This is a genomic window from Bartonella sp. W8122 (assembly GCF_016102485.1).
GTDB classification, from domain to species: domain Bacteria; phylum Pseudomonadota; class Alphaproteobacteria; order Rhizobiales; family Rhizobiaceae; genus Bartonella; species Bartonella apihabitans.
The window spans coordinates 465,642-490,889 of sequence record NZ_JACFOO010000001.1 but is presented as its reverse complement, the minus strand read 5'-3'; the positions used below and the strand labels follow the sequence as shown (position 1 = coordinate 490,889).

The 25,248-nt window shown below is 44.8% G+C and carries 24 protein-coding genes; 8 read left to right on the top strand and 16 right to left on the bottom strand.

Going from position 1 to position 25,248, the window contains the following annotated elements:
* Positions 1-42: 42 nt before the first annotated feature.
* From H3S83_RS02230 to nth, 10 genes are all read right to left on the bottom strand, one after another.
* The gene (locus tag H3S83_RS02230; protein ID WP_198238793.1) at positions 43-816 is read right to left on the bottom strand and encodes an MIP/aquaporin family protein; all 774 of its coding nucleotides are present in this window, start codon (positions 814-816) and stop codon (positions 43-45) included.
* 56 nt (positions 817-872) lie between these two features.
* A complete protein-coding gene (gene glpD / locus H3S83_RS02225; RefSeq protein ID WP_198238792.1) occupies positions 873-2,375 on the bottom strand; it encodes a glycerol-3-phosphate dehydrogenase in 1,503 nt (500 codons plus the stop codon).
* A 263-nt stretch (positions 2,376-2,638) separates the two neighbouring features.
* A complete protein-coding gene (locus H3S83_RS02220; RefSeq protein ID WP_198238791.1) occupies positions 2,639-2,926 on the bottom strand; it encodes a hypothetical protein in 288 nt (95 codons plus the stop codon).
* Between the two features lie 336 nt (positions 2,927-3,262).
* The gene (pheT, locus tag H3S83_RS02215; RefSeq protein ID WP_198238790.1) at positions 3,263-5,677 is read right to left on the bottom strand and encodes a phenylalanine--tRNA ligase subunit beta; all 2,415 of its coding nucleotides are present in this window, start codon (positions 5,675-5,677) and stop codon (positions 3,263-3,265) included.
* 42 nt (positions 5,678-5,719) lie between these two features.
* A complete protein-coding gene (gene pheS / locus H3S83_RS02210) occupies positions 5,720-6,805 on the bottom strand; it encodes a phenylalanine--tRNA ligase subunit alpha (protein ID WP_078038876.1) in 1,086 nt (361 codons plus the stop codon).
* A gap of 15 nt (positions 6,806-6,820) precedes the next feature.
* Entirely contained in the window at positions 6,821-7,642 is an 822-nt protein-coding gene (locus tag H3S83_RS02205; RefSeq protein ID WP_198238789.1) for a serine/threonine protein phosphatase, read from the bottom strand.
* 87 nt (positions 7,643-7,729) lie between these two features.
* Positions 7,730-8,131, bottom strand: a complete 402-nt coding sequence (gene rplT, locus H3S83_RS02200; RefSeq protein ID WP_075869652.1) for a 50S ribosomal protein L20 — start codon at positions 8,129-8,131, stop codon at positions 7,730-7,732.
* A gap of 26 nt (positions 8,132-8,157) precedes the next feature.
* Positions 8,158-8,361, bottom strand: coding sequence for a 50S ribosomal protein L35 (gene rpmI, locus H3S83_RS02195; RefSeq protein ID WP_075869939.1), 204 nt, complete (start codon positions 8,359-8,361; stop codon positions 8,158-8,160).
* A gap of 137 nt (positions 8,362-8,498) precedes the next feature.
* Positions 8,499-9,551, bottom strand: a complete 1,053-nt coding sequence (locus H3S83_RS02190; RefSeq protein WP_198238788.1) for a bifunctional transcriptional activator/DNA repair enzyme AdaA — start codon at positions 9,549-9,551, stop codon at positions 8,499-8,501.
* A 205-nt stretch (positions 9,552-9,756) separates the two neighbouring features.
* Positions 9,757-10,497, bottom strand: coding sequence for an endonuclease III (nth, locus tag H3S83_RS02185; RefSeq protein ID WP_077969940.1), 741 nt, complete (start codon positions 10,495-10,497; stop codon positions 9,757-9,759).
* A 115-nt stretch (positions 10,498-10,612) separates the two neighbouring features.
* On the opposite strand from nth, the gene H3S83_RS02180 reads away from it, so the two are divergent.
* The 6 genes from H3S83_RS02180 (at position 10,613) to H3S83_RS02155 (ending at position 16,124) form a co-directional block, all read left to right on the top strand.
* On the top strand, positions 10,613-11,041 hold the full coding sequence (locus tag H3S83_RS02180) for an Hsp20 family protein (protein WP_198225427.1): 429 nt from the start codon (positions 10,613-10,615) through the stop codon (positions 11,039-11,041).
* A gap of 17 nt (positions 11,042-11,058) precedes the next feature.
* On the top strand, positions 11,059-11,307 hold the full coding sequence (locus H3S83_RS02175; RefSeq protein ID WP_077969936.1) for a DUF1150 family protein: 249 nt from the start codon (positions 11,059-11,061) through the stop codon (positions 11,305-11,307).
* A 762-nt stretch (positions 11,308-12,069) separates the two neighbouring features.
* Positions 12,070-12,399 carry a hypothetical protein gene (locus tag H3S83_RS02170; protein ID WP_198238787.1) on the top strand — a complete coding sequence of 110 codons (330 nt, stop codon included), beginning with the start codon at positions 12,070-12,072 and terminating at the stop codon, positions 12,397-12,399.
* A gap of 33 nt (positions 12,400-12,432) precedes the next feature.
* Positions 12,433-12,933, top strand: coding sequence for a hypothetical protein (locus H3S83_RS02165; protein WP_077969932.1), 501 nt, complete (start codon positions 12,433-12,435; stop codon positions 12,931-12,933).
* A gap of 227 nt (positions 12,934-13,160) precedes the next feature.
* Complete coding sequence (locus H3S83_RS02160; RefSeq protein WP_198237980.1) at positions 13,161-14,531, top strand: hypothetical protein; 1,371 nt, start codon at positions 13,161-13,163, stop codon at positions 14,529-14,531.
* A gap of 282 nt (positions 14,532-14,813) precedes the next feature.
* Complete coding sequence (locus tag H3S83_RS02155; protein WP_198238786.1) at positions 14,814-16,124, top strand: hypothetical protein; 1,311 nt, start codon at positions 14,814-14,816, stop codon at positions 16,122-16,124.
* A gap of 8 nt (positions 16,125-16,132) precedes the next feature.
* Here H3S83_RS02155 and H3S83_RS02150 read toward each other — a convergent pair whose 3' ends face one another.
* The 4 genes from H3S83_RS02150 to H3S83_RS02135 form a co-directional block, all read right to left on the bottom strand.
* Positions 16,133-16,501 carry a hypothetical protein gene (locus tag H3S83_RS02150; RefSeq protein WP_198238785.1) on the bottom strand — a complete coding sequence of 123 codons (369 nt, stop codon included), beginning with the start codon at positions 16,499-16,501 and terminating at the stop codon, positions 16,133-16,135.
* A 231-nt stretch (positions 16,502-16,732) separates the two neighbouring features.
* On the bottom strand, positions 16,733-17,323 hold the full coding sequence (locus tag H3S83_RS02145; RefSeq protein ID WP_077969926.1) for a DUF992 domain-containing protein: 591 nt from the start codon (positions 17,321-17,323) through the stop codon (positions 16,733-16,735).
* A 255-nt stretch (positions 17,324-17,578) separates the two neighbouring features.
* Positions 17,579-18,157, bottom strand: coding sequence for a hypothetical protein (locus H3S83_RS02140; protein WP_198238784.1), 579 nt, complete (start codon positions 18,155-18,157; stop codon positions 17,579-17,581).
* 180 nt (positions 18,158-18,337) lie between these two features.
* Positions 18,338-19,258 (bottom strand): DMT family transporter, encoded by a 921-nt coding sequence (locus H3S83_RS02135; RefSeq protein WP_077969924.1) that lies wholly within the window; start codon positions 19,256-19,258, stop codon positions 18,338-18,340.
* A 484-nt stretch (positions 19,259-19,742) separates the two neighbouring features.
* On the opposite strand from H3S83_RS02135, the gene H3S83_RS02130 reads away from it, so the two are divergent.
* A complete protein-coding gene (locus tag H3S83_RS02130) occupies positions 19,743-20,360 on the top strand; it encodes a hypothetical protein (protein WP_198238783.1) in 618 nt (205 codons plus the stop codon).
* Positions 20,361-20,491: 131 nt separating this feature from the next.
* Here the strand turns inward: H3S83_RS02130 and H3S83_RS02125 are convergent, their stop codons facing one another.
* Positions 20,492-21,079 (bottom strand): hypothetical protein, encoded by a 588-nt coding sequence (locus H3S83_RS02125; RefSeq protein WP_077969920.1) that lies wholly within the window; start codon positions 21,077-21,079, stop codon positions 20,492-20,494.
* 183 nt (positions 21,080-21,262) lie between these two features.
* Between H3S83_RS02125 and H3S83_RS02120 the strand changes: the two genes are divergently transcribed.
* Entirely contained in the window at positions 21,263-23,725 is a 2,463-nt protein-coding gene (locus H3S83_RS02120; protein ID WP_198238782.1) for an autotransporter outer membrane beta-barrel domain-containing protein, read from the top strand.
* A 235-nt stretch (positions 23,726-23,960) separates the two neighbouring features.
* Here H3S83_RS02120 and H3S83_RS02115 read toward each other — a convergent pair whose 3' ends face one another.
* Positions 23,961-25,151: a DNA recombination protein RmuC gene (locus H3S83_RS02115; RefSeq protein WP_198238781.1), complete on the bottom strand. Its 1,191-nt coding sequence runs from the start codon at positions 25,149-25,151 to the stop codon at positions 23,961-23,963.
* Between the last annotated feature and the right edge of the window lie 97 nt (positions 25,152-25,248).

The window sequence follows — 25,248 nt, the reverse complement described above, 5'->3', positions numbered from 1 at the left end:
AGCCTCCCTGTCCTATAGAAAAATGATCAATTATCTTGCTAATTATCTTGCCAATGATTTCGATTGTCTGCGGGCAAGAGGCTCGCCGATCAGTTTCGTATAGAAGGCTGCACCCACACATCCTCCGATGGCGGGAGCAATAAGCGGCACGAGAAAATATGGAATTTCCCTATTGCCTGTCATAACGCCATTGCCCCAACCGGCGAAATAAGCAAAGAGGCGGGGTCCAAAATCACGTGCGGCATTCATTGCAAATCCTGTCAGCGGACCAAAAGCACCGCCAAGCACAGCAACCAGTATACCGACAAGAAATGCAACCAAGGCACCACGCGGCAAACCGTTGCCATCATCACTCAAACCTAAAATCACTGCTACCAAAACAGCCGTGATAAAAAATTCTGTCATAAAGGCTTGTGAGAGAGTGATGTGGGGATTTGGAAAAGTGGTAAAAACACCGGCTGTATCAAGTGTTTTTGCCGAGAAGAGATTATAGTAAAGTCCATAGACAACGGCGGCTGCGACAAACGCACCCAAAAATTGCGAAATGACATAAGGCAATATTTTTTGTTTTGGAAATTTTGCAAAGAAAGCCAGTGCAAAAGTGACTGAAGGATTGAGGTGAGCCCCCGAAACACCCCCTGTCAGATAGGCTGCAAGTGCGACAGCCAACCCCCAGATAATGCTTATTTCCCATTGTCCGTAAGCGGCGCCGGCCAATTTTAATCCTGCAACGCACCCCATACCGAGGGCCAGAAATAAAAATGTGCCGGCGAATTCCGCAACGCATTCATCACGTAAAGTATTCACATCAGACATGTTTCCTCCAGTGGTTTGCTGCCTGACCCGCTTTACTTCATTGGACGGCGAACCCTTTAGATGGTTTTATGTTTTTCAAGGTATTGTCTTAAAGCTTCTTTTTCTTCGTCATTAAAATAGAGGCCAAGTTTCGAGCGACGCCACAAGACATCGTCGACATCCTTCGCCCACTCTTCACGCATCATCCATTGAACCTCGGCCTCATAAAGGCCGTGTCCAAAATGTTGCCCCTTGTCTTTTTTGCCATTGTCAAAAATTTCCAGGGCTTCGGTGCCATAGTTTCTTGCCAGACGGCGATGGGTTTTTGCATCGAGATCGGGCAAAATACTGGCAACTCTCGCTTCCATGACTGAAAGCGAATCATGCGGGAAATCGCCACCCGGAAGGCTGACTTCGGCAGTCCATGCAGGTTTGCGCTTACCCAAAGCTTTTTCGATAAAGACCAGAGCGTCTTCCGACAATTTACGGAAAGTGGTGATTTTCCCTCCAAATGCATTCAGCATGATAGCACCATCATTTTCCCGCATTTCTTTCAAAACATAATCGCGCGTTGCTTCCTGTGCTTTTGAAGCACCATCGTCATAAAGCGGGCGAACACCCGAATAAGCCCAGACGATAGAATCGCGCAAAACCGGTTTGGTGAAATATTCACTTGCAGCCGAACAGATATAATCAATCTCTTCGTTACTGATATGAACCTTCGCCGGATCACCTTTATAATCGCAGTCGGTTGTTCCAATCAGCGTAAAATCTTCCTGATAAGGAATGGCAAAAACAATTCTTCCATCCTTGTTCTGGAAAATGAAAGCGCGGTCATGTTGATAAAGTTTTGGCACAACAATGTGCGACCCCTTAACCAAACGAACCGGCGGATGGCCTTTAAAGCCCAAAGCATCCTGCAAAACGTGATTAATCCATGGGCCCGCCATATTTGCAAGATAATCGGCTGTGACTGTCCACTCTTCACCATTCAATTTGTTTTTAAGGCCGATTTTCCATTTCTTGCCATCGGCTTTAAGCGAGACAACTTCGGTGCGCACCATGATGTCTGCGCCCAGTCTTGCCGCATGACGGGCATTGGCAACAACCAGACGCGCATCATCAACACGGGCATCGGAATATTCGAACCCTTTGACGAAACCGGGTTTCAGAGATTCACTATATTCTTTGGTAAGATCAAGAACCTTGGTCCGCCACAATTCCTGATGACGGCTTCCCAGATGATCGTAAATGAATAAGCCCAAACGCAGCATCCATGCGGGACGCAACCCCTTATTATAAGGCAATATAAAGCGCAAAGGACGAACAAGATGCGGTGCCATGTGCCAGATCACCTCGCGTTCCATCAATGCTTCTCTGACCAGACGGAAGGCATATTGTTCGAGATAGCGCAAACCACCATGAATAAGCTTGGTAGAGGCACTGGACGTACCTGAAGCAAGATCATTCATTTCCGCCAAACCGACGGAATAGCCACGGCCAACAGCATCGCGAGCGACACCACAACCGTTGACGCCACCACCTATAACAAAAAGATCATAGTGTTTTTCTTTTTTCATTTAATCGACTTTCGACAAGGATGGTTTTTGTTTTTTAAAAGATAGAATATGGAAGAAAACAAATGTCAACTGTAAAGCGAAAAAATCACAACATGCGCCAGGTCAGAAGAAATCCATCGTTGATCGGGATCAAAAAACGAAAATTTAATGTCGTAAAAATGCTTTTTATCAACTTCCGGTTTTATACGGTTTTGTAATTTCTTCCATAAGGGTCAACAAATTCGGGAGAAACCTGCTCTTCTATCGAATAAAAATTATGAGCCTTAAAGAATTAAAGGAAGCGCATTTCCCTTTCTATCGAACGGAAAAATCCCTCCCAACAAATAAGGGCCCAAAAACTGTAATGACGGTTTAACGGCTTTTTCAAATCGACCCAAAAAAGTCCGGTGCCAAAATTTATAGTGCCAAAAAATTCCAGAGCTAAAAAATTCTGGAGAATCGTATTTTAATCCGGAATATGGATGACCATCCCCGATAGAAAAGCCTCGATTTTTTAGTGACGCAAGAAACACATATTGATCAGGAACGATTATGAGCCGTGTCTCGGCCATTTCTAGCTCCGATCACCTGAAGCGCAGAAAACGTCTATTCGCTTTCAACCAGCGACATCAAGACAAAGCGTTCCGTTTTTTAAAGTACTCGTTATTTTTATGAAAAAGACAAAATCTGTTTTCGGTCGGGAGGGGCATATTTGGCTCGAAAATATTTCAAAAATAACAGTATTAAAGGCTATTTTTATATTCGAATATCAAAAATTCGAAAGAGAATAGCCGGTTTTATACGACTAGTTTCTTTCGACATCGACCGATAAAATGAAGGGGCAAATAAGCTTCGCCCCTCACTTTTTTTATAGAAATTCTTCTCTCGACCCTTAAGATCAAGAAAAATTATTGGCGCAATGTCGCTCCGGTCGATTTCGCAACATTATCGATAATTTTTTTCGCCAGAGCTTCAATATCTTCATCTGTCAAAGTGCGTTCATGCGGCTGGATTGCCACTTCGATCGCAATCGATTTCTTGTCTTCACCAAGGCTCGCCCCCTCGAAGACATCAAATATCTCGACAGACTGGATAAGCTTTTTATCGGCACCGCTTGCCGCACGAATGACCGTGGCAGCATTCACAGATTTATCCATAACAAAGGCAAAATCGCGCCGTATCATCTGATATGGCGACAGCACCAAAGGCGGGCGTGTTTTGGTTGCCTTCTTGCGCGGTTCGGGAATACGGTCAATATAGACTTCAAAACCGCACAATGGTCCGGCTACATCGAGTTCCTCAAGCGTATCGGGGTGGAATTCGCCAAAGGTACCAAGAATAATCTTCGGCCCCAATTTGATAACGCCCGAGCGTCCCGGATGATACCATTCCGGCGCACCCGCTTCTATCTGCACCTTTGAAGAATCAAGCCCACAAGCGTCAAGCACACAAAGCGCATCGGCCTTGGCATCAAAAACATCGACCGGTTTGGCAGAACCGGCCCAAAAACGACCCGAACCGTCAAGCTTGTAAGTACCACGGCGTATACCACCAGCAACGCGCCTTTGTGTCTCGGGCGTATTGCCTTCAAAGGTTGCCGAGATCTCAAATAGGCCGAGATCGGGAAAGCCACGATCGGCATTGCGCTGGGCAGCCGCAATCAGTCCCGGAAGCAGTGAAGGACGCATATCCGACATATCGGCAGCAATCGGGTTCAATAGCTTCAATTCAGGCTTGCCGCCGCCAAATGCTTTGGCCTGTTTTTCCGAAATGAAAGACCATGTGATTGCTTCCATCAATCCGCGAGAAGCCAGAGCACGACGTGCGGAACGCTGCCTTATCTGTATTGTGGTGAGAATTTGCCCGCTTACAGAAGACGGCCGTTCCAATGGTTCCGGCTTGATATTGTTCAGCCCATGGATACGCATAACTTCTTCAACAAGATCAGCCTTGCCATCAATATCGGGTCGCCATGTTGGCACTGTTACCGTGACAACGTCACCTTTGCCTTCCACCACAAAGCCGAGGTGCTGCAATATGGTTTTTGCTGCCTCATGGCTTAATTCCAGACCGGTCAAACGCTTGATTTCGGCAAACGGGAACTTAATTACTTTTTGTTCAACGCTCTTTTCCCCGATAATATGGGCTTTTGAAGGCTTGCCACCACAGAGTTTCATGGCCATCTCGGTGGCAAAGGCAAGTCCCGGTTCCATAAATTTTGGATCGACACCGCGTTCAAAACGATAACGTGCATCCGAAACAATGCCAAAAGAGCGCCCTGTCGCCGCAACATTGCGCGGGTCCCACAAAGCCGATTCAATGATAACATTTTTCGTGTTTTCATCGCATCCTGTTGCCTCGCCGCCCATTATGCCACCGATAGATTCAACACCATTGTCATCGGCAATAACGCAATTATCCGGCCCCAAATTATATTCCTTGCCGTTAAGGGCAAGGAGTTTATCACCCTTGCGCCCACGACGGACAACAAGTTTTCCTTTTACTTTATCGGCATCAAAAACATGGAGCGGACGGCCGAGATCAACCGTGATGTAATTGGTCATGTCGACAAGTGCATTGATCGGGCGCAACCCGATAGCAGTGAGACGGCGTTGCATCCATTTGGGTGACTGGACATTGTTAACATCGCGAATTTCACGCCATGAAAAGCCGAGACACAAAGGTGCGGCGTCACCAAAATCGAGCGACACTGTGACCGATGGCTCTCCTTCACCGGAAATAGAAGGAACTTGAAGCGGCTTCAATTTGCCGATGCCACTTGCTGCAAGATCGCGGGCAATGCCATAAACACCTGTACAATCCGGCCGGTTCGGCGTGAGGCCGACATCAATAAGCGGGTCGTTCAGACCATAAAAGGCTGCAAATGATTTGCCGACAGGTGCATCGGAGCCGAGTTCGATAATGCCGTTATGTTCATTTGAAAGTTCAAGCTCGCGTTCGGAACACATCATGCCGAAACTTTCGACACCACGGATTTTTCCGACCGACAATGTGACATCAAGCCCCGGAATATAAGCTCCCGGAGGAGCGAAAACCCCGATCAACCCCGCTTTAGCATTAGGAGCACCACAAACCACCTGAAGTGGCTTATTCTCCCCCGTATCGACAGTCAAAATCTGCAAATGATCGGAATCGGGATGTTTTTTGGCTGTCAAAACTTTGGCAATTACAAAAACTTCAAAGCTTTTGCGGTCATCGACGCTATCAACCTCAAGGCCTATATCGGTAAGCCGGTCACAAATCTCGCCGAGCGATGCGTCTGTCTCCAGATGATCTTTCAACCAGGACAAAGTAAATTTCATTGTTCAAAACCTCTTTTCAAAACGCAAGACGCGGGTGTGAGTTTATGAATTGCTGAGACCGCCAAAAAGCGTCGGCACATCAAGCGGACGGAAACCGTAATGTTGGATCCAGCGTATATCGGCATCAAAAAATGCCCGCAAATCCGGCATGCCATATTTCAACATAGCGATACGGTCGATTCCCATGCCCCAGGCAAAGCCCTGATATTCATCCGGATCGAAACCGACATTTTTCAACACATTCGGGTGCACCATGCCGCAGCCCAATATTTCGAGCCAGTCATTGCCCTCGCCGAATTTTACTTCTGTACCGGAGCGGTCACATTGAATATCGACTTCCATAGACGGTTCGGTGAAAGGAAAGAACGACGGGCGAAAACGCATCTTCAACGAAGGTACTTCAAAAAACGCCTTACAGAATTCTTCATGCACCCACATAATATTGGCAATGGTCGACTTTTTATCGACAACCAGCCCTTCTACCTGATGGAACATCGGCGAATGGGTGGCATCCGAATCCATACGATAGGTTTTTCCCGGAATGATAATGCGAATTGGGGGTTTTTGCTTTTCCATCGTACGAACCTGAACAGGCGATGTATGCGTGCGCAAAAGCCGCTTTTCACCTTTCTCGTCGGGATTGAAAAAGAAGGTATCATGCATTTCGCGGGCAGGATGGCCTTCCGGAAAATTGAGTGCGGTAAAGTTATAATAATCGGTCTCGATATCCGGCCCTTCGGCAATGGAAAAGCCCATATCGGCGTAAATGGCGGTAATCTCGTCAATCACCTGCGAAATAGGGTGGATACGACCACGCGCTTCAGGGGAAAGGCGAACCGGCAATGTAACATCGACTGTTTCGTTTTTGAGCCGCGCTTCCGTTGCTGCCCGCTTCAATGCCGTACGTTTTTCGCCCAAAAGCTCTAAAACCCGATTTTTCAAACCGTTTATCACCGGTCCGGCTTTCTGGCGCTCCTCGGCACTCATACCACCGAGGCTTTTAAGTTTTTCCGAAACACTGCCCTTTTTCCCGAGGGCGCTGACACGCACTGCTTCCAGTGCCTGCTCGTCTTGTGCAGCGTCGATTGCCGCACAGATTTCTTTTTCCAGACTATCAATGTCGTTCATGTCTTTGCCTGTTCTTTAAAGTGGATGTCTGTTTTTCAAATTGGAAGAAAGAAACTCCGTAGCGCTTAACATACGTTTGCCATCACCACCAAGATAAATAAACCTTGCCAACTTCAACGGAGTAATAAAAATAGAAAAAAACCGGACAATTTTTTCAAGTTGTTTCAAGGTTTCAGGGGAAACCTGCTTTTTCCACGCGTCAAAAGCGGCATTATCGGTTTTATTTTTTTCAAGCGATTGTGCCGACACTTGAAAAAATAACAACCACGCATCACGCGCCTGCGCTGTGGGAATTGGCATCACGGCTTCCGGCTCTTCCTCGAAATCGAAAAAACCCAGCTCATTTCCTGCCATAAACATATCACGCGGATGCGGCCTGCCGTGGACAAGTCCGGCGTGATGTACTTTGCCCAAAGCTTCACCGCATTGAATCAATAATTTCTCGTGTGCCTCGCCATCGTTCTTTTTTAAAAAATCAAGGCGTTTTTGCACCGTTTGGCCAACATCGGAAATCATCAAAGCCGGTCCATCAACAGCTAGAATTTCAGGAACAGCGATACCTGCCTTCCTGAACTTTTCAATTTTGCGTATTTCCTGTCCGTTCATGGCGAGAGCGTCACGCAATGGCGAAGATTTCATAAAAGCTGCCGGTAATAAAAACGATAAACTGCCATGAAGCCGCTTGCCCCACGGACGCTTTTCGATTCCCTGCCGCTTGATCCAGACCTTTTTGCCATCGCGCATGACGCTGGCAATGCGCTTGCCCTCACAAGATTGAAAAAGCTTCTTGTCAGTATCGCTCAGTGGCTTGGATATGAAAGGATTTATCTCGCTCATAACGCCTCAAAAACAAAAACCCGCAACCGGCTTAAACCAGTGCGGGTTCCGAAAGAATGTTCTGTTTTTTAAAGGAACGCGACCGGCTTACTTGACGGCGCCTTCAAAAGCATTCGGTGTGGTTTTCTTCAAATATTCCAATGCCTTTTTTGCCGAAGCAACAAGCTTGGAGAATGTTGCGGGCTCATGAATAGCAATATCTGAAAGAACCTTGCGGTCGATCTCGATTCCTGCCTTGGCAAGACCGTCAATAAAACGGCCATAGGTCAAGCCCTCAAGACGGACAGCAGCATTGATACGCTGGATCCACAATGCGCGGAAACTGCGCTTGCGATTCTTGCGATCGCGATAGGCATATTGCCGTGAACGGTCGACAGCAGCTTTGGCTGTACGGATCGTATTTTTACGACGTCCGTAGAAACCTTCAGCAAGTTTAATAACTTTTTTGTGTTTGGCGTGTGCAGTTACGCCGCGTTTTACGCGTGCCATGTCATAATCTCCTTAAGAGCTAACTTTTAAAGGCCGTTCGGCAAATAGTTTTTGATGATTTTCTTGGCGTCGGGTGCACCAAGAACCATGGTGCCACGTGCATCACGCAAAAACTGGTTGGAACGTTTGATCATGCCATGCTGCTTGCCTGCGGCAGCTGCCTTGATTTTGCCTGTAGCAGTAATTTTGAACCGCTTTTTGGCAGCCGATTTGGTCTTCATTTTGGGCATTTTGCTTCTCCATTGTTGTGATTGATGTTCGTACTGACCAAAGTACGAACAAGCATAAAAGTCGTCACGGCATGCCCTGCCGGACGGCTTGAACTGGGTTCTCATAAAACAGAGCCTAAAAAATAGCAAGCAGACTTTTATGTAAAATACTTTTTTTCATGGCGCAAAAGCCAGTCTTTACGCCATAAACCGCCACCATAACCGGTAAGCGTCCCATCTGCACCGATCACCCTATGACAGGGGATGATAATTGCAATCTGGTTTTGCCCGTTTGCCCGCGCCACAGCCCGCATGGCTGTCGGTCTATCCAAAGCGCGCGCCAATTCACTGTAAGAGCGTGTTTCTCCCGCCGGTATTTTGCGCAAAGCCTCCCAGACAAGAGGTGCAAAGCCACCAGAAACTTTGGCAAGCGGTGTTTCAAAACGGCAGCTTTTTCCTTGATAATAATCGGCCAACTCGGCTTCTACCTTTTCGATGACACTGGTTCGTTCAAAACTGATGGAAGAGCGCGTGACTGCTTGCAATTTTTTCAGTTCTGTCAACAGCCCCTTGCGGTCAAAAAACTCCAAGAGATGCAAGACATGTTGGTCACTGACAGCAAGCATTTCGCCTATCGGCGTTTCAATCCATGCCGCTTTTAAAAGAGTGCGGTTTTGTATGGCTTTTGGTGGATGACCGATGAGCTTGAGAATTGCCTCACGAAAGCCGCTTCCCGAATCGTAACCGGCGGAAAGTTGTGCTTCAATCACCGGCTGACCATGGGAAAGCAGCGCTGCACCACGGCTTGCTCTTTTCAAGCGCGCAAATTCCAGAAATGTCATGCCGATCTGGCGCTTGAAAATGCGCCGCACCGTGGAAGGGTCAATTTCCATCCGTACAATATCGTCTTCCGACCATATGTGATCGGGATTTTCATCAAGTTTCGCCATCAAATGACGAAAAAGCGGATCAACGTGACCACCTGCTTCGAGCGGGTGGCATTTCTGGCAAGGCCGATAGCCCTGTTCAAGACATGCAGCCGCACTATCACAAAAAAAGACGTTTTCCTGCTTGGGCTTTCGCGCCGGACATGACAGACGACAAAAAATACCTGTCGTTGTCACGCAAACAAAGACATGCCCGTCATAGGAGCGATCACGGTTGATCAGAGCTTCATAAAGCTGGTCTGTATTATTGGTTAGAAGTGTCATGAAAGTTTATATAAGCCTAAAAAAAGCAATTGTGCGCCGAAAAACGGGCACACATTTTATGGAATTTAAAACCCCGAACCAGTCAAACCCATCTTTTATTTTACTGGCATTTCAAACGATCACGATCAACTATCGAGATAATGTATAATTTTTGTCTTTTCATTGGCTATCCGGATTGCCGCAAACAGGATTAATCTTCTGATTGTTAAACCGGAACCGGAGCGCCATTGCCTTTCACTTCGACAAGTGGTGCGGGAATAGAATTTGTTTTAATAGCCGCCTTGCAAATATCGGCGATAATACAATGCACACAATCCGGTTTACGGGCTTTACAGATGTAACGACCATGTAAAATCAACCAATGATGGGCGTGGGCCATATATTTTTCGGGTATTATTTTGACAAGTTTTTTTTCTACCTCTTCAGGCGTTTTTCCCGGTGCCAGTTCTGTCCGGTTACAAAACCGGAAAATATGGGTGTCGACGGCCATGGTCGGCTGGTTGAAAGCAACATTAAGCACAACATTTGCAGTTTTGCGCCCGACACCTGGAAGTGCCATCAACGCTTCTCTCGTATCAGGCACTTTGCCGGCATATTTTTCGTTCAATATTTTTGAAAGCGCATAGACGTTTTTGGCTTTTGCACGCCACAGGCCAATCGTGCGAATATAGCGGGCAATGCCGTCTTCTCCGAGAGCTGCCATCTTTTCGGGCGTATCGGCGACAGCAAAAAGCGGCTTTGTTGCCTTGTTCACGCTTGCGTCTGTCGCTTGTGCCGACAAAACCACGGCAACTAGCAAAGTGAACGGACTTTCATAAACAAGATCACTTCTCGGATTTGGTCGTTGAACCGAAAACCGGCGAAAAATTTCTTCGATTTCCTCGGCTTTATAGGCAGTTCCCGCTATTTTTCTAACCTTTGACCTTTCAGCCTTCACACCCGTCATTACCTTTTTAAAACCCGTCTTGAACTTCGATCTTGAAATTTCCATATAACAGCTAAAGGCAGAAAATGCCAAAACGGGTTTTCTGTTCAATAGTCGCTTCGAAGAGGACTACCTTATGACACGCATGACACCTTTTTCCAACCCGTTGCTGTTAGGCTTCGAAACAATGGAAAAGACGCTCGACCGTTTGAATAAATCGGGCGATGGCTATCCTCCTTATAACATTGTGCGTTTGTCCGGTGAGGAACCAAATGAACGACTGCGAATTACATTGGCAGTCGCCGGTTTCACTCCGGAAGACCTTGATGTTACGGTAGAGGATAATCAGCTTATTATCCGCGGTCGGCAAACTGACGATGAGGAGTTCGAATATCTCCACAGAGGTATTGCCTCTCGCCAATTCCAGCGGGCTTTTGTGCTGGCAGATGGAATAAAGGTAGGGGCTGCGGAGCTCAAAAACGGCTTACTTTCAATAGATCTTGAAAGACCGGCTCCCGAGAAGCGCGTCAAACGCATTACGATCAGTGCCATAGACGACGAGTAATGCGACAGGAGAAGAAAATGAAAAACGAAAAATCTTTGTCCATGCAGGAATTTGCTTTGCTCGGTGAGGGCGAAATCGCCTATCTGCGCAAAATTCGTACCGATGAATTAAGTAAGAAATTTCCGAATATGCCACCAATGACACCAGGCATTTCTTTATGGGCCTTATTCGGAGCCGGTGGCGAACCGATTATTCTTTCCGATGTCCGTGCCAAGGCTCTGGAAGGTGCAAATGATCAGGAATTAAGGACAGTAACCTTACAATAATCTACAAAAGGACGTTTGCTTGAATTAAACTTGTTTTTCAAGTCAACTCCTTCGTCATAAAAATCGGGTATTATCGACCATCAACATTTTTCCTTCAGAAATAGATGAGGGAACAAGGCGCGACAGATAATACCCGAAGATCTGTAATCAAAACCTACCCGTTTTCAAATTCCCGACTTTTAAAAATCCAAAAAGAAAACCAGTTATCTTGTAAAAATATATTTAAGATTATCATCGTGACGATTTTTCGCTTTGTTGATTATCATTCACATGATTGGATAACAGAACAATTCTAATCTGATAAAAAAATTTACAATTGTCAACAATATCTTTTTATAGACTTTCCTAAACTATATTTTCTATATTTTTATGAAAAAATAGAAAATATGTTTTATTAATATTATTATATTAGAAATTTTCAGTATATTATTATTGATAATTTTATTGCTAATAACGAATTTTTACAAATTTTTCATCGTTCATATAATTTTATTTAAATTACGTTTTTTAAACAATTGTTCGATAAGCTCGTATTAAATCAGAACAATCAGCATTCTTGAGAATTTTATTGAATTGAATGAAACAAGTTTTATAATTTGTCTTGTGAATGTTAGTGCAACGGGGATAATTTTGCGAAAGCAGGCAGTCATAGTTTTTGTTATTTTTTCATTTTTCGGGGGACTTGCATTATTTGCGTGTCGTTGCCTGACGAACTATTTTCTATATTCCCGTTTTTTCAATGACCGTTTCATTTTAGCGATAATGGAAAATTTCAACAGTTTTGTGGCATTCGGTCTGTTTCTTGCTGAAAATCTTTTGTTTGCCGCAATCTTTTCAATTTTTCCGACAGTCTATCTCTACCAGTTGAAAAAGCTGCCGCTCGTTTTTGTTATTACCTATGCCGGTGTCATCTATCTCGTTGCAGCAACCGGTATAGCTTTCTATCTTAACCTCGCTCGCGTTACGCTGCCTCTCGGCTCTATTCTGGTTTATGTTTTGCTCACACCGTTCCTTTATGTCATTGTACCGATCTGTTTTGTCTATCTCGTCTATTGTATTTATTGGCTTGCACAGACCGAAACGAAAACCTAAAGTCATCTCACAATTCGATGACTTGTGAGCGTTATGACAAATCATAATAAAACACCCCTTTATAGCTACCCCATGCGGGGCTTCGGTATTATTACAATTTTTCTGTTGCTTGGGCCGGCCGTGCAGACAATTGCCGGAGTTTATCTTCTTCATCATTGGGTTGGCGGCACAAATCTGCTCGTAGAGATTTTTGATGTTTTCGGTAACGAAGTGCGTCCGAGATTTTTATCGGGTTATTCCTATTACATGCCTTCGGTATTTTTAAGCGGTGTATTTTGTTCTCTTCCCCCCTCACGGGGACTGGGGCTGTCACTTTCAGCATCCATTTGGCGCACCATTCTTGTCAGTTTATGCGTGGAAATATTCTATATTGTTATGTCGCAGATTGTTATTTCTGAGCCAAATATAGAGCCTATAACAAGTGAAGATATTCTTCGCAGGCTCTCTTATGGTTTCATCCAATGGATATTTGTCGGCTGGGTTTGCTGGATTCTTGCAACCGGTTTCAGACTTGATAAACCGGTCGAGCAATAATATTGCAGGCTTTAACCGCTTTATCTAAAAAACGGCATGAATCCCAGTCAATGCAGCAGACAAATTCAATTGAACAGACAAGGCCGAATTCAGGAAAAACCTGAAAAGAGCGTAGAGTTTCGTAAACATTAAAACCGCTGCACTGTTTTTTATAACCAAGTGATTTTAATTCTAAAATAACGTTATATTATTCCTGCTTTGCCGGAACAGAGAAAAGGATATTTATCTTGCTACGCGAAAAAACCGACAAAAAATTCAGGCCGGTCGGTTTTCTGCAGGCCCGTTTTCTCCAAGCTATACTTGTCGTTCTTGCAGCTCTCGTCATTTTGCCCACGGCATGGTCATTTTTTTTCCTGCTTCTTGGCGGGTGGTTCAAGACATTCGGTTTTTCTCTAACCATAGCCTTTTTCAGGCCTTATCAAATCTACTTGCCAAGTTTTATCACTGCCTGTCTGATTGCATTTATTTTGGGATTGAGAAGCGCAAGCTGGGGAAGTATTTCACTCAAATTTTCGTTAATTACCTCGGTTTTGATGGCACTTTTTTTCGATGGCACCATTCGCATTATGAAGCTGTCTTTTCCTCAGTTACTTTCGTCTGTCGGCATTTCCAATGAATCGTTTCCCTATTGGATGGCCGCCTGGTTTTTTGCCGGAGGATTGTTCTGGATAATACTGAACATGAGTGGCCTTACCAGACGCTACAAAGAGGAAGAACGTGCGCGGCTTGTTGATGCCATGAAGCTCACCGTTATTTATGCAATTTATGGACCAGTGCTTTATATCATCGTCACATTATGGGTCATGGTGGGGGATGATTTGAGTTATCTTGGAGCTCGCGGGGTCATATCCGGAAAAATAAACACTGCAGGACTTATGCTTGTAAGCCTTACCATCTTTTGTGGTGTCCGGAAATTACGTCTCTATGGTACGCTTACCTGGCGTTGGCTCTTTGCTGTAACAATCGCAATTTCATTAAGTTTCTGGATTGTCGACAGTATATTTGTCTCCAAATCCGATTGGCAGCAAACCGGTCTTTATATTTTGGCCGTTTATCTTTTAACTGCTATCAGCCTCACTGTGATCGGTGGAGGATTGTTATGTTTATCGGGTGTTCCTTTTAACGGCAAAAGTCTTAAAACTACAATTCGGCCAAATCCGCGTTATCATCTTGGAAGCAGAGTTTATTTCGCTTTATTCGTTTTTTTCATCTTTTTTATTTCTGCCCCACCTCTTTGGCAATCAGGAACAATTTTATGGCGGGCATTGCTTTTTTCTTTTCCACCTGCCTCTTTTTTTACTGCAAATCTTTCCTTTGCTTATCTCGATGCCGGTATTGTTTTTGCCGGATGCGTCGCAATCATCGCATTTATCAAACGTGAAATCGATTTCAATTCGATATTTTTGGCCGCGCTTATTTGCGCTTTCTGTAGCCTATTTCTACCGGTGAGCTATCTCGGCGTGAATTTCGGCATTTTCTTCGACTTTGTCGGTTGGTCAATGCTGCTTCTGGCCCCTTGTTCGGCTTTCGGCTATTATATTCTAAGCCTTTGTAAACAGGTTGTCCGGTCGTCAAATTTCCCTCGTAAATTGCCGTAATCAGGATGCCCTCAAAAACGGTTGACGACGTGTTTCCACATTCAATCCTGTTTATCAATTGCCAAAGTCATGTCTATTCCGGCTAAAGACTAGAGATATTTCCCGAAATTGACCGTTTAAGGTACAAATTTTCGGGCAAAACTATGTATAGTTGTAAACTTGACCGCATTTTTGTTTATCAAAGCCCAATTCACACGACTCATATGCCCGACACATTGCAGAACACCGGTACCAGTGGTACAAATTAACCGAAAATTAATATTTCCGGGTGGAGTGTTCTTTATGAAACCTGTCGTGGCTGCGGTTTTTATGTGTCTTACTTTGTGCTCTCTCGCCTTTGGTCAGGAGAACCAAAATAACGACAAGGCAACCGATACTCCTTCCGGATCAACACCGGTTGAAAATAATCAGGCATCCGAAAATCTGTCGCCAACAAAAAACACAATGAGCGAACCGCCGGGCAGACCGATGGTCTTTACACTTCGAAAAGTCGATGACGGTCAGTGTCCGACATGCAGATGGATTAGTGCGGAAGGTAATATTGTTTCCGATACACCATCCCAATTCACTCATTTTCTTGAGGAAAACAAGCTTGATGACCCCCTCTCGACAAAAAACGGATTGTTGGTTTCATTTCACTCTGATGGAGGAGATATTCTTGCTGCAATTGCACTGGGACGGGAAATCAGAAAACACAATTTCGATACAACCATTGCCGAGACGATTGATAAACCGGTCAATGTTATAAAGGTCGAAAACCAGAATCCAGAGAAATCTCCCGATCAAAATTCCGAAAAAGAAGGAAATGAAAACAATAATTCCGGTTTAGCGGCTAACACCATTAAAAGCACGTCTGAACGAATCGAAGGAATATGTCGGGAAGCCTGTCTATGGGCTTTTCTGGGAGGGAGAGCGCGTAATGTCGGAAATGGAAAACTGGAATTGCGGACCTACCGGCCGCCACTCGACGGGGCTGGAACAAGTTCCGGTCAAGAGGTCAGTGTACGTCAGCAACAACTGGCCGATATTGCTTATATAGCAGATTATTCACAAGAGATGGGTTTTGATCCCCTCATTGCCTTTTTAAACTGGGATAATGCCAATTCTCATGTTTTTTCTGCCGAGGAAATCCGGATTTATAACATCGATTTTTCTCCCGATGTTATCGGAAAATGGCAACTCGCTCCGACAGCAGATGCACTTGTTGCAATAGCAATAAGCAATGATAAAAAAACATCAGCGCGGCTTTATTGTGATAGCCATAAAACAACATTTCTGGAAATAAGCGGACCAACGCGGTTTACTGCTGAAAACTTCCAGAATTACCAGCAGACTGTCTCGACTTTAACAATTTGGGGAATGTCTGTTGATATTAACCGGATGCAGGTCAACCTTTCGGAAGGGCGTGTGGTCTATACGATCGAACTCCCTAAAACGTCATTGCAAGACTGGCATGTCGATGTACCTTATCTAAAAGGCGAAAATGTTCCGGAAACTCTGGATGGAATTGCTAATGTCGAGTTTTCCGATATGCCGGGTCTTAAACAAGCTGCACGATTTGTTATGGCCAACTGTCCTTCTTCATTGCGCTGATCAGACATTCATTTTTCCAGTTTGAAAAAGACTTCCAAAATAGCGAAGGGTACAAAAATACCGAGCAGAAAGAATACAATACAAACAGGTAGAGAATTCAGAATTTCACCGAGCCAGCTTGTCTCGCTAACCGTGCCTTGCGAAAGCATAAACATTTCTGCCAAGGTTGTCAGATGTCCGACACCGGTTTTTACATAAACAATAAAATCCGACAAACCATATAGTCCTGCAATAATAAAGAGCGGAACACAAACGAAGAGTGCAGTCAGGCAAATAACGTTTTCCTTTTTGTCACGGCGGCCATTTTCCTGATCCAGGTCATCATAAATGACCGGATGACCAAAATTATCATTATCATAGATATCAAGTTTGACCATTTCCATTCACCTCGCAACATCGATAATATCTTTTTAAACGACCAAACTTGCGCGAAGGTGGAGACATGAAAAAGCGGCCGGTAATTCTACCGGCCGCTTGGAAATAAATAGGCGAATTTTAATTCTATAAATATGTGGTCATTGACAACTCTTTTCTTTGTCGATGATCACATTTTACCGTCTGCCAGTTCAATAGCAACTGAACAGCAGCTTCTCTATAACAGTACTTTTTTAGTGCTTTTTATGTTGAGAAACGGCTTTTTTGTGATGAGCATTAACTTTCTTATGATGGACTACCGCTTTTTTATGATGGTAGACAACATGTTGCTGTGTATAGGCTGGTGCCAAAGACATCTTGGACACACCAAGAGCGAGGTTCAAACCTTCATGGGCATCAACGCTCAATGGTTGAAGTGTAAGTCCGTTTGCCGGACCAAATCCGAGAAGCTGGCTGCCAGCGCCGGCTGCAAGACTGATGCTCGAACCGACACCACCATAATTACCGGCAAGAGAACCGTTTGAGTGGGCATTCGGGGAGGTTGCAAGAACCCACCATGTCATTTTTGTGCGTCCCGTTACACCCAAATCAAGACCATAATTTTCGATACGACCGACATAATGATCATTGATCGAATGTCCACTTATCGGAATAAACTCGCAATTGAGTTCTTTTGAAGAACTTACAAACTGCCCGATTCCGCCCTTGCTATCGCAAGTGAGGGTGCCCGAAACCAAACCGGTTGCACCGGCTTGTGTTTGTAAAGACAATAATGCTGTGGCCGCAAAGGCCAAAGATGTTAAAACTGTTCTTTGATATTTCATCTTTCACGTTCCTTCCTAAAACGCTTAACTCGCTCGCAACCAAAAAGTTCCAAAACGGAGTTCCGATGCAAATATAGGGTATTAAGCGCAGAAACTGAAATAGTTTAATAAATTATTACATATCTGTGAAGTCGCAGCTATTTTGATTATAAAACCACATTTTCGGATAAAAAAACCCGGTCTTTCGACCGGGCGTAAATTTAGTGCTTTAATAAAGTTTCATCACTGAGAATGCAGCGATGTCTGACATACCGCTTACGGATGTGGTTCTGCCGGAGGTTCCGGAGCATCCGAACCTTTCGGACCTTCAGGCCCGTCTTTTGGTCCCGGATGTGGCAACGCATAGCGTTCCAACTTGTTCAATTGATCAGCGTCCAATACTTTGCGTAGTTCTTCGGCTGCTGTTTTGAATTTTTTGGCTTTTTCCGCCCGATCAATCGCTCTATCGGCAATGGGTTCACCAAAAATAGGTTTCACAGCATCGGGAGCAGGTTTTGCATCGGGAGCGGGCGGCGGCGGAGGCGTAACATCAACCAAATCGACAAGACTGGACGTATATTTGCGCCAGGCATCCAACTGGTTCGAGCGAATTCCCAAAGCCGTTTCCATTGCCGAAAGTTTCTCGGCCATGTGCAATCCTGCGTGTGGTCCTTTGAAATGTTCCGGCCCTCTTGGCCCCTTCGGGCCTTCGGCTTCCGGCCCCTTGTGATGAGGCGGCTTTGGCTGATGTTCACCATGAGCTGGCGGCGGTGTTGGAGCAGCCAGGGCAGAAGAAATAAAAGCCGGTGCAAGCATTGACAAAGCAAACACTGACGCAAGCAGTATTTTTTTCAATTTAATACTCCCTTTACAAATGAATAAAATAACATGTCCTTATGACAAGTTTGTACAAGTAACTAACTGAACTTATAATAAGGCAAAATTTCGATAAAAAAAGAGCCTTTAGTCTGAACTTTATTAAATCTTAGTAATGTTCCGGTGAAAACCACTTTTCTAAAACAAATAATATGCCTTTCACTGTTTGATTCTGGCGATATCCTCTTTGGGGATTTTGTGGTCGACCACCTGTTTGCGGTGGAAAATAAAAAGTCCCGCAAAAATAATGATCGCCGCCCCGATAATAATGTAGCGATCGGGATAATTATTGAAAAATACGATCCCGAAAATAATGCCCCAGAGTAGAAGTGTATATTGCAACGGAGCAAGAACCGATGCAGGGGAAAGTTTTAACGAGCGGGCGATTAAAAGATGGCCACAGCAAGACACAATGCCCAAAAGCGCCATAGCACCCCACTGCAACATTGTCGGTTCGACCCAATGATTGATTGTCAAAACCAGTCCGACAAGAAGTGCACCGATTGTTTGCCACGTAACAAGGACAGTATCGGTGACATCTTTTAAAACACGGCTCAAAACGATAACCATCGAAAATCCGAAACTGCCGAGAAGCGCAAAGATTGATGGCCATGAAAGCATAGCCGACGAAGGACGAAGCGCAATGATAACACCGATAAAGCCCACAAAGATTGCAAGCCAACGACGCCAGCCAATACGCTCGTTCAGGAAAAAGTGCGAAACGGCTGCGACATAGATCGGTCCTGCCATATAAAATGTCACGACATCTGCAAGAGGCAAATAAGCGACCGCAGCATAAAACAGCCCCGTGTCCATTGTAGCGAAAATCACTCGCAGCAAAATAAGAAACGGTTTTTTGGGCTTGAACAAATTTTGTGTGGTGACGGTGGTAAGCATCGGCCCCAGAATGAGGAATGCACCAATTGAACGCAACATCAAAACCTGACCAACCGAAAATGTTGCAACCAGCCATTTACCCATGGCGTCATTGGCCGCGAACATGAAGTCACCCAACAGCATTAACAACATGCCGATGAGGACAATATGATCAGACATTTTTACCGCTTTAAACCAGTTCATAAAACAGTCTCACGAAGCCGAATTATTTAAAGAATCGCAGTTCAGAAACGAGCATTGACAGATAAGTCAAATTTTGTCCATTGCAATCTCTTTCACTATAAAAAGTAGCCCACCGTTAACCGGATAAAACGGCCAAGCCTTTTAAAAAACCATCCCTTTTAAAAATCTTTGCCAAGTGGGTTAAGCCGCTTGCGTTGCCCCTATCGGGTTGTGTTTCACCATAAAGCCCGAAGATGGCAAAGACGTAAAACACTTTTGCGCTTTATATAGTGATACCATCATCAATTGTTACTATTTGTCTCCGGTTGCAATAAAAATGACGATAGCGTTTTAGAATTGCACCCGCGCGTATAACAAAATTATAGTAAATATGAAGAGACCGCTTTATAACGGTCTTATGACTGTCAGGAAATAATAGCTGACACGTCGTTTGAAAATCGAAAATTAAGGGGCAGATTCCAGCTTTAAAAATTGGGAGAAAAAATTGGCCGACAAAAAACTCGAAGAAACCCATCTTATCAGTGATGTCAAACTTCCCAATGATGAAAAAAGCCTTAAATCTATCATCAATGAGGCGAATGGCCGAATTACAGTTTGGGAAGGTGGGGTGTTTATTCCTCTTGCCTTTCTGGTATTGGGAATCGCGCTTACTGGCACTGCCTATCAGAATTTTCAAATAGGAAAGATGATGACAACTGTCATTCTTGGTGCCTTGGCTCTTTTGTTATTTGTCATTCTGATCCGCACAATGATGCGTCGCCGTATTCCCTATATGGTATTGGCGCCGGAAGGATTGGAAACCACCGTATTCAAAACGCCTGTGCCATGGCGCGGAATAACAGATTTCCAGATCAATTCTTCAAAAAGCAATTCGATGAACATCGCTGTCGGTATGGAATTTGTTATAGACGACAGATTTTTACCTGAAGAAAATGCAAAATGTCGTGGCGGCTCCTATTATGACAAGGCAAAAAAGAAATTGATGATTTCCGGTTTCAATTTCCGGCTTGAAACCAATCGGGATAAATTGATCAACGAGCTTGATACATATCGCAATGCAGCTCTTGCCCGTCATAAACTTGAAATGAAAAAATATAAATGATTCCGGGAAAGTTTTTCCCGCGTCAAGCACAAAGAAAAGGCGCATGATCCTGTTTGGTCATGCGCCCATTTTTTACCCGATTTTATAACAATAGGCCAAATCCCGTTTTTACAGATAACAGCACTTGTTATTTAACGACGCCCGCAACGGCGCAATTGCTGGTCATAACGGCGAGCCATCTGGTCTGTTCTTTCGGCTGCTGACAAAATAGCACTGCTTGCTCTTCCGCCGGTACGGGCATAAGCGCTATGGCCCATATAATAATTAAGATAAAGAGCATAAGCGTTATTCGGGTTGATGCCATTCAGCCTTACGCTTTGACTATGATACCAGCCAATAAAATCGGCTGCATCGGCAAAATTGGTACGCTTTGCTCCACGGTTGCCTGTCGCACGGATATAATGTTCCCAGGTCCCGTCAAGAGCCTGCGAATAGCCATAGGCGGAAGAACGCCGCTTCCATGGAATAAACCCGAACAATTTTTTTCTGGGAGGACGTGCATTATGCTTATAGCCCGATTCGGTATTCATCGTTGCCATGATAATCGGCATCGGAATGCCATAACGGCTTTCAGCTTTTTTGGCCGATTTCTCCCAATTATTGAAGAAACCATCCTTTTGGTCAAAGACGGCGCAAACATTATTTGTATGTGTGGGGGCCTTTGATGCACAACCGGCCAGCACCGCTACAAGCGCCACGAGAAACACTATGCGCTTCATGATCAATACCTCTTTTTAATTGGTAAAGATATAATGCTCCTCTTAACAGATTATTAAGATGTTCATTAACCATGATTTCAAGTTTTCTCCCGTTTACGTGTTAACGAGCGGCGATTGCAACCTTTTGTTTAGACTTGAAAAAGAGAATTGAACTCAATTTTATTCATTCCGAGGTCATTTCTCATGTACTGCTTAAGTCGAAAATTTCGTTCCAATTGGTTGGGAGCCACGGCACTCGCAGGAAGTTTAGGAATTAGCATTTTTTCCCTGACAGCTATCCAACCGGTTATGGCACAATCGATTTATCTGTCCGGTGGCGGCGGCGGTGGCGGGTCGCTAACCGGAAATGGTGGTTATGGTGCAGGTGCTCTTATTAGCGCGGAAAAGCCTGATATTCGCGGTCATGGTGGCCAAGGTTCGGGCGAGAATGGTGGCGCTGGTGGTGCTGGTGGTGCAGACGATGCAAGCAACAGTGATAAGATAGCCGGAAAAAACACGTTGACTGACGATCAGAAAAATGCGCTCGATGGCTTCAACGTTGGCGATATATCGTCAGGTCAACAATATCAAGGCGATATAGGCGGCAAAGGAGCAGATATTACCGCCAATTTCACCAAGGATATTTCCATCGAAAACATTATCCTTGAGGCCGGGAACGGTGGCGAACCAGGACAAGATCAGGAAAACACAACGGGTACTTTTGGCATCGGCGGTCAAGGTGGTGATGTGCGTTTGGAAGGCACCGGTCAAGCGGTCACGGTTAATAACACTGTGAGCCTTACGAGTGGCCGTGCCGGTGGTTCCGGTGATCAGAAAAGTAAGGGGGGTAATGTTCGTTTTACGACGGATAAAATTATCGTAGGTGCGGACAAAGAAGCGAAGATAAATCTGGAACGCAATGATGGACAACTCATATTCAGGATTGAGGAATTTGACGCAACAAAAGGCGATGCCATTATCAGTCTGGCCAATACCAAAGCCTGGACCAACAATGATGACGATGGCGTCAAATTAGGCAATTTGAAAATCGGGATGGGTCGCAAAGTCACAATCACAGGAAATGGTGAATATTCTATTTCGTCATTGACAATCGGAAATCCAGTCAACGACCCCGATAGCGAAAATATCAACGTTGGCGATTTTATAGATCCTGCAAAATTTTCGATTACAAACGATCTGACTTTAGGTTTAAATCCAAAAGATCCAAATTCAAAATTAATTTTCTATCTCCCTGAAAACGTTCAAAATGGCGATTCCTTATTGAGGATGACGGGTAATGGCAAAGTTGCAATCAATAATGCCGCAGTCGAGCTGAGACTTGCCGGCACCGATTTACGCCGTTTAAGCCCGGGTGATCAGATCAGATTGATTGAAGGTGATGTTGTTGGAAATTCTAAAAACACAGAAGCGAGTGTCTCGAACGGCGCTAAAAATTGGAACTTTGATATTGCCACAGAGAGAGAAAATCTGGTTGCTTCTCTCAAAGGAAACAAGGCGACCGAAAATAACGGCGAGGGAACCGATAAAGCCGATAATTCCGGAAACAACCAGAACAACACCGGTGACGACAATTTAGCAAACAATGCCGGTAGTGAAAATGACAGCAATAATAATCAAGATAAAGCCAAAAATAATGGTGACAACAATAAGCCTGACCTTATCGGAAAAGATGACGGAAAAGGCAACATCTATACCGACAACCATGGTGCAGTAACCATTAACCGTGCCAAAGCCAATGCTTATTTCCAAAGTAATGCTGCCGCACTTAATGCCCTTAATTATGGTGCTGACCAGATTGCATCAATTGATGACTATGTTTTGCCGATGGATGTCAAAAAATTTGGCGAAACTGTTGAAGGGGTAGCTTTTTTACAAGGTAGCGGTTTCAGACAAAAAGTAGAAACCGGAAGCCACATCAAGAATGACGGTTATCATTTGATGGGCGGCGCCGGTATCCGTTATCATGAAGATCAAGGCAATCTTCTTGCGACTGTCTTTGTCGAGCATGGAGACGGCGACTATGATACCTATCATCAAAGCATTCATGGAAAAGGTGACTTCAGCTACACGGGTGCCGGTCTTTACGCGAAACAAACCTGGGATAATGGCTGGTTTATCGACGGGTCGGGACGCGGTGGACGTGTCAAACGGGATTTCAAGAGCAGCGACATCGTGAATGGCCGCTTCGACGATAAAAGCTCGAATTATTACGGTTTCCATATTGGCGGTGGTAAAGAACTCGAAATTTCGCCTGACAACAAACTTACTTTGAACGGCCGTTTATTGTGGACACGAATTGAAGATTTTAGCACCGTAACGAAAGCTGACGAACATTTAGGCTTCGACAGTGCGAACTCCGTGCGCACACATTTGGGAGCACGTGTCGACCATAAAGTAACGCAAGAAGCAAAGCTTTATGCAGGTGCCGCCTGGGAACAGGAACTTGATGGCGAGATCGAAGGCAAACTCGACAGCTATCGCGTTGACAAGCCTGACTTCAGCGGGGCAAGTGCCGTCTTTGAAGTTGGCGGCAAATACGAGCAAAATCAGGGTATGCAAGGCTGGGTTGCCAATGCTGGTGTTAAAGGCGTTGCCGGCAAACGGGATGAAATTTCCGGTAAAGTGGGCGTTGGTTACCGCTGGTAACACTTTCATCCGGCGTTCGTGAATAAATACAAGGTTGCGGCAGAGATTTCGTTGTCTATGCCGCAACCTTTTCATGTTCATGCAACCTTTTAATATGCCGCTATAGATGCCACTGTTGATATGTCGGCGCCGAATGGGGCGAAATAACTCTCTATGTTGATTTTTGAATTCTGGCAGTTCTCTTGATGAAGTTCTGGCAGCTTGCTTGGCTACATTGCCGTGAAAGATGATAAAGCTATTTTTGAATATCGAGCCCCAATTGCTGAGCAGGCTCTGTAGATGGCCTATTGGTTTTTTCCGGTTCTTTCAAATCGAGTTGTTCAATACGGTCTCCACGGTTTTTGATTTTTCCGGTGGTCGTAAGAATTTCGTCCACATCTTTGCAAGCATTTTTAAAGTGACCTTGCAATTTGGTTACCCGATCATCAAGCCGCACAACCTCTTCCATCAAGCGGCCAACTTCGGTTTGTATCAAATGCGCCTGTTCGCGCATACGGGCATCTTTCATAATGGCTTGCACCACCTGAATTGATAACATGAGAAGAGATGGTGAAACAATGATGACACGCGCACGATTGGCTTTTTGTACGATTCCTTCAAAATCTTCGTGGATTGTCGCAAAGATAGATTCGGAAGGTACAAACATGAAAGCTGTATCCTGCGTTTCTCCGGGAATGATATATTTTCCGGAAATCGCTTTTATATGCGTATCCATATCGGTCTGGAACTGGCGTTCGGCAGCCTGTTTTTCCTGAGGCGTCGGTGCCTCGCGCATATTATTCCAGGCTTCCAGCGGAAATTTTGCGTCAATAACCAATGACGGGGCATGATTTGGCATAAAAACCAGACAATCCGGCCGTGTGCCATTGGAAAGCGTTGCTTGAAAAGCATAAGCATTGGGTGGCAACGCATCGGAAATAATGGCTTCCATTCTGCCCTGCCCGAATGCACCGCGGGTTTGCTTGTTGCTCAAAATCGCTTGTAACTGGACAACTTGGCCAGCAAGCGACTGGATATTGTTTTGCGCCGTATCAATAATTGCCAGTCTTTCCTGTAATCTGGCAAGATTTTCGTGCGTCGATTTTGTCTGTGCATTGATTGTCTGGCCAAGATTATTGCTCATGCCGGTCAATTGTTCACGAATCGACTGGTTGAGTTCGGCCTGCCGACGACCGAATATCTCGGCCATTGTTTGCATGCGCCCTTGCATTTCGGCTTGTGTTTTCAAAAGCTCGTTCATGTGGATTTCGGCGTCTCTCGCCCGCTCTGCAACCTGAGTTGCAAGAATCGAACGACGGCGGTTACCGCCAATAATCGTAATAACCAAAATAACGAGAATGGCAGCAAGGATCAGAAGCATGCAATCCATCAGATTAAAAGCGAAACCTGCAATTGTGATTAAAGAATGTGAAGACGAATCAAACATTTTTCAAGATTAGCGGTTTTCCGGTCACAAAGCGATCAAAAGGCTGCGAAAATCAACATTATCACATTGACGTATGAAATGTGATTGATTACCTCTT

Excerpts from the sequence above, each read along its gene's own strand:
- H3S83_RS02150 (WP_198238785.1), bottom strand. The coding sequence starts at position 16,501 with ATGGTCAAACTTGATATCTATGATAATGATAATTTTGGTCATCCGGTC.
- H3S83_RS02220 (WP_198238791.1), bottom strand. The coding sequence starts at position 2,926 with ATGGCCGAGACACGGCTCATAATCGTTCCTGATCAATATGTGTTTCTT.
- H3S83_RS02190 (WP_198238788.1), bottom strand. The coding sequence starts at position 9,551 with ATGACACTTCTAACCAATAATACAGACCAGCTTTATGAAGCTCTGATC.
- H3S83_RS02120 (WP_198238782.1), top strand. The coding sequence starts at position 21,263 with ATGTACTGCTTAAGTCGAAAATTTCGTTCCAATTGGTTGGGAGCCACG.
- H3S83_RS02115 (WP_198238781.1), bottom strand. The coding sequence starts at position 25,151 with ATGTTTGATTCGTCTTCACATTCTTTAATCACAATTGCAGGTTTCGCT.
- nth (WP_077969940.1), bottom strand. The coding sequence starts at position 10,497 with ATGACGGGTGTGAAGGCTGAAAGGTCAAAGGTTAGAAAAATAGCGGGA.
- H3S83_RS02230 (WP_198238793.1), bottom strand. The coding sequence starts at position 816 with ATGTCTGATGTGAATACTTTACGTGATGAATGCGTTGCGGAATTCGCC.
- rplT (WP_075869652.1), bottom strand. The coding sequence starts at position 8,131 with ATGGCACGCGTAAAACGCGGCGTAACTGCACACGCCAAACACAAAAAA.
- H3S83_RS02145 (WP_077969926.1), bottom strand. The coding sequence starts at position 17,323 with ATGAAATATCAAAGAACAGTTTTAACATCTTTGGCCTTTGCGGCCACA.
- H3S83_RS02180 (WP_198225427.1), top strand. The coding sequence starts at position 10,613 with ATGACACGCATGACACCTTTTTCCAACCCGTTGCTGTTAGGCTTCGAA.
- rpmI (WP_075869939.1), bottom strand. The coding sequence starts at position 8,361 with ATGCCCAAAATGAAGACCAAATCGGCTGCCAAAAAGCGGTTCAAAATT.
- H3S83_RS02165 (WP_077969932.1), top strand. The coding sequence starts at position 12,433 with ATGACAAATCATAATAAAACACCCCTTTATAGCTACCCCATGCGGGGC.
- pheS (WP_078038876.1), bottom strand. The coding sequence starts at position 6,805 with ATGAACGACATTGATAGTCTGGAAAAAGAAATCTGTGCGGCAATCGAC.
- pheT (WP_198238790.1), bottom strand. The coding sequence starts at position 5,677 with ATGAAATTTACTTTGTCCTGGTTGAAAGATCATCTGGAGACAGACGCA.
- H3S83_RS02155 (WP_198238786.1), top strand. The coding sequence starts at position 14,814 with ATGAAACCTGTCGTGGCTGCGGTTTTTATGTGTCTTACTTTGTGCTCT.
- glpD (WP_198238792.1), bottom strand. The coding sequence starts at position 2,375 with ATGAAAAAAGAAAAACACTATGATCTTTTTGTTATAGGTGGTGGCGTC.
- H3S83_RS02170 (WP_198238787.1), top strand. The coding sequence starts at position 12,070 with ATGGAAAATTTCAACAGTTTTGTGGCATTCGGTCTGTTTCTTGCTGAA.
- H3S83_RS02135 (WP_077969924.1), bottom strand. The coding sequence starts at position 19,258 with ATGAACTGGTTTAAAGCGGTAAAAATGTCTGATCATATTGTCCTCATC.
- H3S83_RS02205 (WP_198238789.1), bottom strand. The coding sequence starts at position 7,642 with ATGAGCGAGATAAATCCTTTCATATCCAAGCCACTGAGCGATACTGAC.
- H3S83_RS02175 (WP_077969936.1), top strand. The coding sequence starts at position 11,059 with ATGAAAAACGAAAAATCTTTGTCCATGCAGGAATTTGCTTTGCTCGGT.
- H3S83_RS02125 (WP_077969920.1), bottom strand. The coding sequence starts at position 21,079 with ATGAAGCGCATAGTGTTTCTCGTGGCGCTTGTAGCGGTGCTGGCCGGT.